We start from the raw sequence: 9272 nt of genomic DNA, 5'->3' as shown, positions 1-9272 counted from the left end.
GACGCTTTCCGGCCCAGACGGCAGCCGCCAGTTCGGCGGATAATCCCCCCTCATCCACCAGCCACAGCGCGCCGGAAATCTGCTGCTGGTAGTGAGCAGCCAGAAAATGCATCCCCTGCGCATCCATCATCCGGCGCAGGTCAAGGGGAGAGGTTCGGTAGTGAGCACTGGCTAACAGTTGATACAGTGCCGTAAGCAGCTGTGGCTGCGTTTGCCAGTCAGCGGGTTCAAGCGGCTGAAAAACCGGTTCACCGGCCACCTTGCATTCGGTCGCTTCATCAAACAGCAGACAGGCATCAATAATGTTTTCCAGCGGATCGTGCTGCGCCCAGCGCAGCGGGGCATCCAGCGTCCAGAAGCGGGCATCAGGTAGCGAAGCGCAAAATTTCAGTAAAAAACCGCGCCCCGTGCCTTCGTAACCCTGCACGGTCGTGGTCAGTAATACACGCGGAAAACAACGAATCAAACGCTGCAATAACGGAGCCGGAATCGCCGCGGCTTCATCAATCAACAGCCAGTCAACATCAGCGGGCAACTGCTGTTCACAGCTGGCCAGCAGTGCATCAGGGGAAAAAAAATGAAATGCTGCTCCGGCAAAGTGCGCCAGCACCGCGGTAGAAACTTTTGCCGGAGCGGTGACCCAGCATTTACCCGGCCAGCGGTGGGCCAGCATGCCCGCCAGCGCCGATTTGCCGCGCCCGCGTGGCGCAGTCAGCACCGACACACCAGGCGGCGCATCCAGCAATGATCGCAGGATATGCTGTTGTTGCCGTTCAGCATCCGGCTGCCAGTCTGGCAGTGCCGGTAATGGCGACAGCGTAAAGGCATTATGCTGACGTAGCAGTGCAACGCGCGGGTCGCTTAACAGCTGCTGCTGAAGATGATGCACAAACTGCGGCGTGGCAATCGCTTCAGCGGCATCATTCCAGCGCAGCGAGTCGTTATCAGGTTGATCAGGCCATGATTGCCACTCGGGAACCAGTAACACTAACCAGCTGCCGGCAACTAACGTGCCCGCCAGCGCGGCAAAGGCTTCAGCATAAAAGCCTGCGCGCGCGTCAAACACCGCATGGCGAAATTCCTGCCCCAGCAGCGTACGTAATTTTCCTGGCGCGCAGCAGAGTCCCGGCTGCGACGTCTCACTAACCCACAGCCAGTCACCGGCTAATGACTGCATCCACTGCTCAGCCTGCTGCTGGCACCAGTCAGTCTCGCCACTGATCACCAGCAAGCGACGCACACCTTTCTGCTGCATTTCAGCAGTCAGTTCAACTCGCTGCCTCAAAATCAGCTGCCGAAGGTATTACACTGCCCCGGATCGCCGCTATCGAAGCCGCGCTTAAACCAGCTGTAACGCTGCTCTGAAGTGCCGTGAGTAAAGCTATCCGGCACTACCCGGCCCTGGCTTTGCTGCTGCAAGCGGTCATCACCAATCGCTTCAGCGGCATTCAGCGCTTCCTGCAGATCGCCCGGCTCCAGCACCTGTTCCTGCTGCATATAATGTCCCCAGACACCGGCAAAGCAGTCAGCCTGCAACTCCATTTTTACCGACAGCTGATTCACCTGAGTCTGCGAGGCATTCTGCTGCATCTGACGTACTCTCCCTTCAATACCCAGCAGCTTCTGCACATGGTGACCCACCTCATGGGCAACCACATAGCCCTGAGCAAAATCACCGTCGGCGCCGAGTTTGTTTTTCATTTCGTCATAGAAAGAGAGGTCGATATACACCTTCTGGTCAGCCGGACAGTAGAATGGCCCCATCGCCGACTGCCCGGTGCCGCAGGCGGTTGATGTCTGGTTACGATACATAACCAGCGTCGGTGATTGCCACTTCTTGCCCATCTGCTGGAACAGCTTTTGCCAGGTATCTTCAGTGGTGGCAAAGATTACTGAGGTGAATTTTGCCGCTTCATCGTCTTTTGGACTGACGTGCTGCTGAGAGGATTGCTGAGTCGCTGGCTCACCACCGGTTAATAATGGCGTCAGATCATAGCCGTAATAGCCAGCTACCATCACAATAATCAGCAAAGCGATGCCGCCTTTGCCGCGTGGGATGCGCATCCGGCCCCCCCCCATTGACGGCGACTGATTACGACGGTCTTCCACATTGTCGCTTTCGCGACGCCCTTGCCAACGCATAACTTACCCCTGTAATTTTTTTGGCTTATTACAGCAGATTTTAGTCGCGGCGCCGCTGAATAACCACAGCTGATGCAAAAACAGAGGCCGGTAGTCACCGGCCTCTGTAAAAAGCGAAGAAAGGGAAACGATTGCGCGGTTAGTCTAATTTTACGCCCAGACGCTGTGCAACTTCTTCGTAGGCTTCAACCACACCACCGAGGCTCTGACGGAAACGGTCTTTGTCCATCTTGGCCATGGTTTCTTTGTCCCACAGGCGTGCGCCATCCGGAGAAAACTCATCACCCAGCACCACTTCACCGTTGAACAGACCAAATTCCAGTTTGAAATCCACCAAAATCAGACCCGCATCGGAGAACAACTTGTTCAGCACGTCGTTCGCTTTATACGTCAGCTCACGCATACGCGCCAGATTCTCTTTGTTCACCCAGCCAAAGGTTTCACAGTAAGACTCGTTCACCATGGGATCGTGTTTGGCGTCATCTTTCAGGAACAGATCGAACAGCGGTGGATTAAGCTCGATGCCCTCTTCCACGCCGAGGCGTTTTACCAGCGATCCGGCGGCACGGTTACGAATTACGCATTCAACCGGTACCATTTCCAGTTTTTTCACCAGTGCTTCGTTATCAGACAGCAGCGCTTCCATTTGCGTCGGGATACCCGCTTCCTCAAGTTTGGTCATAATAAAGTGGTTAAACTTATTATTGACCATACCTTTGCGATCGAACTGCTCAATACGCGCACCGTCTCCTGCTGACGTATCGTTGCGGAATTCGAGTATCAGCAGGTCCGGGTTTTCGGTGCTGTAAACGGTTTTCGCTTTGCCGCGATACAACTCAGCTTGCTTTTGCATCTTGATTAACTCCAAACGTGATAGAAGTGTTGCTATACATCTGCACGGGCGGAAAGAGTCTGCCCCTGCGTCGACTAAATTGTTTTCACCATGAAAAAAGGCCGGAATGATCCGGCCCTGATGGTTTATTTGCTGAATGCCGCCTGGAATACGGCGACCAGCGCGTCATTCTGAGACTGCGTAAGCGGATGCCCTTTCGGATCGATAAACTGCAGGCTACTGCGGTTATCTAAATCACCTACTTGCAGTTTGTAATCGCCATTTGGCAACTCAGGATCTTTCGCGCCCAGCTCGTCCCAACGACTGCTGCCCGGTGCCTTATAGGTCACTGACAGACTGCCCTGAGAACGGTTGTTATCTTTCACTTCCATGCCGACACGCTTCAGTGCATCCGGCAGACGCTGCCAGACCGCATTGAATGGTGCGCGCAGAATCAGATTTGGCAGGCCGGTATCATCGGCGCCGCTCTGCACATCAATCTGGGTGACGCTGCGGTTTGCTGCGGCATCCTGCTGTGCGGATTCAATCTTATCTAAGCCGGTGCTGATGTCGTTAAGCATCTGCGCGGTATAGCGCTGGATCTGTACCGGTGAAGTGACGTCTTTGTCCTGCTGCTGCAATTGCAGCAGTCGCACCGTCAGCGCTTGCTGATAACCCTGCTGTTGCACGCTAATCTGATAGCGGCCACGGTACTGGTTATCTTCATCCGCACGATTCCACTGTACCCAGTCGGTAGTCAGCTGTTGGCTGGCATCCTGACGATCGGCAATCGGGAACTTATACGACTGAACCACATTCACTACCTGCGGCCAGATGGTGCCATTGCGGCCGCTCTCCAGCATCAGCATACCGGTGTTGCCGGTAAACTGAGTGCGGGTACCGTTCATCAGCGCCAGAGGCTGGGCCGGTGGACGGATATCAAGCTGCTTGCCAATCGCGCCATTGCTGTTGGTCGGCGCGATATCATAATCGCCGTTTTGCAGCGGCAGAAGGCTCCCTGCTGGTGCGGTTAAATCTTTCAGTTCGGTCGCCTGCAAATATGACTCATCGCCACTGACCTGACGCTTATAGCGCTGATCGCTGGAACAAGCTGCAAGCAGCATCACCGTTGACAGTCCAACAACTTTAACTACCGTGGACTTCTTTACTGAGTAAGCCATCAAATCTCCCTAATTTACAGCAGACCCGCATGCTTGAGCGCCTGCTCCACAACCGGACGCCCGGCGTCGGTTATTGGCGTCATTGGAAGACGCAGCGTATCGGTTGCTATTAATCCTAACTTCTTCGCGGCCCATTTCACCGGGATAGGATTCGGTTCAACAAATAACTTCTGATGCAGATGCATCAGGCGCTGGTTAAGGCGGCGCGCTTCAACAAAATTGCCCTGCTGCGCAAGCGCACAGAGTTCAACCATTTCACGGGCGGCGATGTTTGCCGTTACCGAGATCACGCCCTGACCGCCCAGTTGCATGAAGTCCAGTGCCGAAGCGTCATCGCCGCTCACCAGCACAAAGTCTTCATCAACCAGCTCTTGGATCTGACTGACCCGCGATAAGTTCCCGGTCGCTTCCTTAATCCCGATAATATTTTTAATTTTGGACAGACGACCAACCGTTTCTGGCAGCATATCGCAGCCGGTACGTGAAGGAACGTTATACAGCATCTGCGGCAGAGAAGTGCTTTCCGCAATGGCTTTAAAGTGCTGATACAACCCTTCCTGAGTCGGACGGTTGTAATACGGGGTGACGGTCAGACAACCGACAACACCTGAATTCTCGAAGCGTTTGGTAAGAGAGATGCCTTCTGCAGTGGCATTTGCACCGGTTCCGGCAATCACTGGAATACGGCCATCAGCCAGCTCCAGCGTTTGCATAACCACATCACCATGTTCTTCATGGCTGAGGGTAGCAGATTCGCCAGTGGTCCCCACAGATACAATCGCCGCAGTTCCGCTAGCGACATGATAATCAATCAGTTTCTTCAGACTCGCCCGGCAGACATTACCTTTGTCATCCATCGGTGTAACGAGCGCAACAATACTTCCCGTGAACATTGGCCATCCCCTCCACAAACAAGTCCTTCATGGTACGTTTGACGGGCATTGAAAAGCAAGCAGACAACAGGGCAGAGGCGCTTGGCAGGGGGTATTTTTTATGTTTACCTTAAGGTTATCACTATTGCTAATCACCATGACGGACAGGACGTATCATTTTGCCGCAGTCACAGCAACATCATTTGGTCATTACCGCTCTGGGCGTTGATCGCCCAGGAATTGTCAATACCATTACCCGACATGTCAGCAGCTGTGGCTGCAATATTGAAGACAGTCGGCTTGCGATGCTCGGCGATGAGTTCACCTTTATCATGTTTCTCTCTGGCAGCTGGAATGCGATTACGCTGATTGAATCAACGCTGCCGCTGAAGGGGGCCGAGCTGGAGCTGCTGCTGGTGATGAAACGCACTAACGCCAGCACTCGCCCGGCGATGCCGTCAACAGTGCGGGTGCAGGTTGAAGTCACCGACTCACCGCATATCATCGAGCGCTTCACCGATCTGTTCTTTTCTCATCAGATGAATATCGCTGAACTGGTGTCACGCACCCAGCCAGCAGAAGAAAACCAGCCGCCGTTACTCTATATTCAGATTACTGCGCACAGTCCTGCCAGCCAGGATGCTTCATTTATTGAACAAGCGTTTAACCAACTATGTACAGAACTGCAGGCTCAGGGCAATATTAGTGCCGTGAATTACCCACAGCATGAAGAGAAAATGGAGAGTAGTGATGAATCCACTGAAAGCCGGTGATATCGCACCGAAATTTAGCTTGCCCGATCAAGACGGCGAACAAGTAAATTTGGCCGACTTCCAGGGACAGCGCGTGTTGGTCTATTTCTATCCTAAAGCGATGACGCCGGGTTGTACGGTTCAGGCTTGTGGCTTGCGCGATAACATGGATGAGTTGAAAAAGGCGGGCGTCGAAGTGCTGGGAATCAGTACCGACAAAGCAGAGAAATTGTCCCGTTTTGCCGAAAAAGAGTTACTTAACTTTACGCTGCTTTCTGATGAAGATCATCAGGTTAGCGAACAGTTTGGTGTCTGGGGTGAGAAAACCTTTATGGGTAAAACCTACGACGGCATTCATCGTATCAGCTTCCTGCTGGACGGAAATGGTAAAGTTGAGAAAGTGTTCGATGATTTCAAAACCACTAACCACCACGATATCGTGATGAATTATTTGAAATCAGCCTGATAAGAGCGGTTTTATTGTAAGGGCGGCGTTCTCGCCGCCCTTACAATTATTACGGTTCCTCTTCCACCAGCATACCATCGGGCCAGGCATGTACCACCGCCTTGACCAGCGTTGCCAGCGGAATGGCAAAGAATACGCCCCAGAACCCCCACAGCCCGCCGAAGATCACCACCGAAAGAATAATCACCAGCGGATGCAGGTTCACCGCTTCGGAAAACAGCACCGGCACCAGTAAGTTACCGTCCAGCGCCTGAATAATCAGATAGACGATAATCATGGTCCAGAAATCGCTGCCCAGCCCCCATTGAAACAGGCCTACGCAAATCACCGGGATAGTGACCACCATCGCGCCGATATAGGGAATCAGCACTGAGAAGCCAACCAGCACCGCCAGCAGCAGCGAATAGTTAAGCCCAATCGCCAGAAAACCGATCCAGGTGGCAATGCCGACCACCACCATCTCCAGCACTTTGCCGCGAATATAATTGGTGATCTGCTGATTCATCTCGCTCCACACTTGCCCTGCCAGTCCGCGATTACGCGGCAGCACGCGGCGCACGGCGTTAAGCATCTGCTCTTTATCCTTCAGCAGGAAGAACACCATCAGCGGCACCAGCACCAGGTAAATCGCCAGCGTCATTAATCCGACCAGCGATGCCAGCGAGTACTTCACCAGCGACTCACCAAGACCGGTTAAGCGGCTGCGTAAATTCTCGGCAATAATATCGATAATGCCCGCATCGACCAGCGCCGGAAAACGCTTCGGTAAGCCGGCAGCGAAGTTATACAGCTTATTGAGCATATTCGGCATATCGCGTGTCAGGTTGATACCCTGCTGCCACGCCACCGGTGCCACTACCAGTACCATCAGCAGCAATATACCGGCAAAAATCGTCAGCACGATACTGGTTGCCCAGGTTCGCGAACATCCCATACGTTCAAGCCGTATGGTTGGCCACTCCAACAGATACGCCAACACCAGAGCCACCAGCAGTGGCGCCAGCAAGCCGTTAAAAAAGAACAGAATACAGAATGCGGCAACCAAAATGATCAACAACGCAATGGCTTGTGGGTCGCTGAAACGACGGCGATACCACTGTATTAACAATGCCAGCATGACATTAACTTCCTTGAGTTCATTTTGGACCAGGCGGGATTGTACCTGAAAGGTGCCGTGAACAGAAAGGCAGCAAGCAGGTTAGCCCCCTTTTCTCAGAGTGGACCTTACCCGCCAGCCCGTTCAGTTGCCTGGCGTTACTGTTCAGCGGCACGCATCACACAGTTGCGACCGGCTTTTTTGGCCTGATACAAAGCATCATCCGCGGCTTTAAACACCTCTTCCATACTCTGGTGATCGGGCCGCCATAATGAAACACCAATCGAAACCGAGAGGATGCCCAGCTGCTCAATCTCCAGCTTATGAATACGCTGGCGCACGCGTTCGGCAATCATCAGCGCCATATCTTGATCGGCACCCGGCAAAATCATCAGAAACTCTTCGCCGCCATTGCGACACACGACATCGCTCTGACGGGAGCTCTGCTCCAGCTCACGCGCCACGCGGATAATCACCGCGTCACCGACATCATGACCAAAGGTATCATTCACCCGTTTGAAATGGTCAATATCCAGCGCGAGGATGGCAAAAGGCTGCCGGGTGGTGAGGAAATATTCCAGCACGGCACTCAGGCCGCGACGGTTGAGCAATTGCGTCAACGGATCGGTTTGTACTTCAAATTTCAGCCGACCAATTTTATCCTGTAACAGACCGATTCCCGCCAGCAGCGCCCGTTTAATCTGCCCCGCTTCAAAGTACCAGGAACGGATGTTGCTGATCTCTTTTGACACCCCTTGCTTGTCCATCTGGCTGGCTTTACGCGCCAGTTGCCACAGCGGCAGTGCAATCAGCCGCGCCAGAATCCAGGCGGCAATCAGTGTCAGTAACGCAAACGGCACCGAGTGCTTTAATACCTGGAATAACAGGCTGGTTAATGGATTCAGAGTGGCTTGCGTCGGCTTAAGCGCAACAACCATCCAGTCAGAAGCAGGAACGACAGCATAACCCGCCAGCATTGGCTCGCGGCCCTCACGGCTGATTTGCTGATAACCGCTGCTGTGCAGCTGCTTATCCTCATTACTAATAAGCGGCGCAATTTTCTTGCCAATTAACTGTGCATTCTGGTGATAAAGCACCTGATTCTGTTTATCAACCACATACAGTGAAGAACCATCGCGATAAAATTGCTCGCCTAGCAGAGCATTAAGAATGCTTTTCTTCTTCAGATAGAGTGTGCCGCCAATAAAGCCCAGATAGTTGCCATCTTTCGCCCAGACAGGCGAGGAGACAAACACCATCAGATTATTCGCCGCGGAAATTGCTGGCTGACTGATCAGCGGCTTACGCTCTTTCAGCGCCTGATGCGACGTGGCAGAAGTCAGACGCATTCCTTCCAGCATCAGTGACTCCGGTGAAATAGAGCGAACCCGGCCCTGCACATCAACAATCACTACCGAGTTAAAACTGGCAGTTTGTTCCCGCAAACGGTCGACCTCTCCCTGTAACACGCTATCGTTATCAAAGCCGTCACTGAGCATTTTTGCGCTGTAAGCGAGTTGCGATTGCGCCAACTGGAAGAAAATTTCGGTGGTGGCCGCCAGTTTGGTGGCGTAAACCCGGTTCGATTCGAGGGTATTATTTATCAACAGATCGCGCTGCACGCGCCATGTGGCATAGAGAGAATTAGCCAGCGTAATCACAATGCTGGCAACAGCGAGCAGGGTAATCAGGGTGCGTAAGTCGGTTTTTGGCCGTAACAGCCTCAACATAGACTTACCTCAATTTTGCTAAACATGATGGTAGCGCCTTAGTATAGATTTATTTTGCGCAAAAAACTCCGTGCGATATATGCCCTGGTAAAGCACCGCACGATTGTATGCCTGCGGTAGCATGCACTGCAAATGGCTTTAGCGCCCACTGGCCGCTAATCGCGGGATTCCTTTCCACCACCGCTGTCGCTAAACTGATGG

General features: G+C 53.1%; 9 protein-coding genes. 2 read left to right on the top strand and 7 right to left on the bottom strand.

The features are described from left to right. From NG42_RS23205 to dapA, 5 genes are all read right to left on the bottom strand, one after another. Window positions 1-1255 (bottom strand): tRNA(Met) cytidine acetyltransferase TmcA domain-containing protein (locus tag NG42_RS23205; RefSeq protein ID WP_241488278.1); only part of this gene is annotated, 1255 nt, incomplete at its 3' end. Window positions 1256-1287: 32 nt separating this feature from the next. Next, window positions 1288-2142 carry a KPN_02809 family neutral zinc metallopeptidase gene (ypfJ, locus tag NG42_RS01335; RefSeq protein WP_052896998.1) on the bottom strand — a complete coding sequence of 285 codons (855 nt, stop codon included), beginning with the start codon at window positions 2140-2142 and terminating at the stop codon, window positions 1288-1290. Between the two features lie 139 nt (window positions 2143-2281). After that, on the bottom strand, window positions 2282-2995 hold the full coding sequence (gene purC / locus NG42_RS01330; protein ID WP_052896996.1) for a phosphoribosylaminoimidazolesuccinocarboxamide synthase: 714 nt from the start codon (window positions 2993-2995) through the stop codon (window positions 2282-2284). Between the two features lie 125 nt (window positions 2996-3120). After that, window positions 3121-4155 carry an outer membrane protein assembly factor BamC gene (gene bamC / locus NG42_RS01325; RefSeq protein ID WP_052896994.1) on the bottom strand — a complete coding sequence of 345 codons (1035 nt, stop codon included), beginning with the start codon at window positions 4153-4155 and terminating at the stop codon, window positions 3121-3123. 14 nt (window positions 4156-4169) lie between these two features. Continuing rightward, window positions 4170-5048, bottom strand: a complete 879-nt coding sequence (dapA, locus tag NG42_RS01320; RefSeq protein WP_052896992.1) for a 4-hydroxy-tetrahydrodipicolinate synthase — start codon at window positions 5046-5048, stop codon at window positions 4170-4172. Between the two features lie 158 nt (window positions 5049-5206). Here dapA and NG42_RS01315 point away from each other — a divergent pair, with 158 nt between their 5' ends. Then, on the top strand, window positions 5207-5800 hold the full coding sequence (locus NG42_RS01315) for a glycine cleavage system transcriptional repressor (RefSeq protein WP_052896990.1): 594 nt from the start codon (window positions 5207-5209) through the stop codon (window positions 5798-5800). Next, complete coding sequence (gene bcp / locus NG42_RS01310; protein WP_052896988.1) at window positions 5778-6245, top strand: thioredoxin-dependent thiol peroxidase; 468 nt, start codon at window positions 5778-5780, stop codon at window positions 6243-6245. The genes NG42_RS01315 and bcp overlap by 23 nt, the downstream gene beginning before the upstream one ends. Before the next feature lie 49 nt (window positions 6246-6294). On the opposite strand, the gene NG42_RS01305 is transcribed toward bcp, so the two are convergent. Both NG42_RS01305 and NG42_RS01300 read right to left on the bottom strand, forming a co-directional pair. Continuing rightward, a complete protein-coding gene (locus NG42_RS01305; RefSeq protein ID WP_052896986.1) occupies window positions 6295-7362 on the bottom strand; it encodes an AI-2E family transporter in 1068 nt (355 codons plus the stop codon). Between the two features lie 137 nt (window positions 7363-7499). Beyond that, window positions 7500-9071, bottom strand: coding sequence for a sensor domain-containing diguanylate cyclase (locus NG42_RS01300; protein ID WP_052896984.1), 1572 nt, complete (start codon window positions 9069-9071; stop codon window positions 7500-7502). Window positions 9072-9272: the final 201 nt, after the last annotated feature.

Source organism: Winslowiella iniecta (assembly GCF_001267535.1).
Taxonomy (GTDB): Bacteria; Pseudomonadota; Gammaproteobacteria; order Enterobacterales; family Enterobacteriaceae; genus Erwinia; species Erwinia iniecta.
This window is presented reverse-complemented; position numbering and strand designations above follow the sequence as displayed.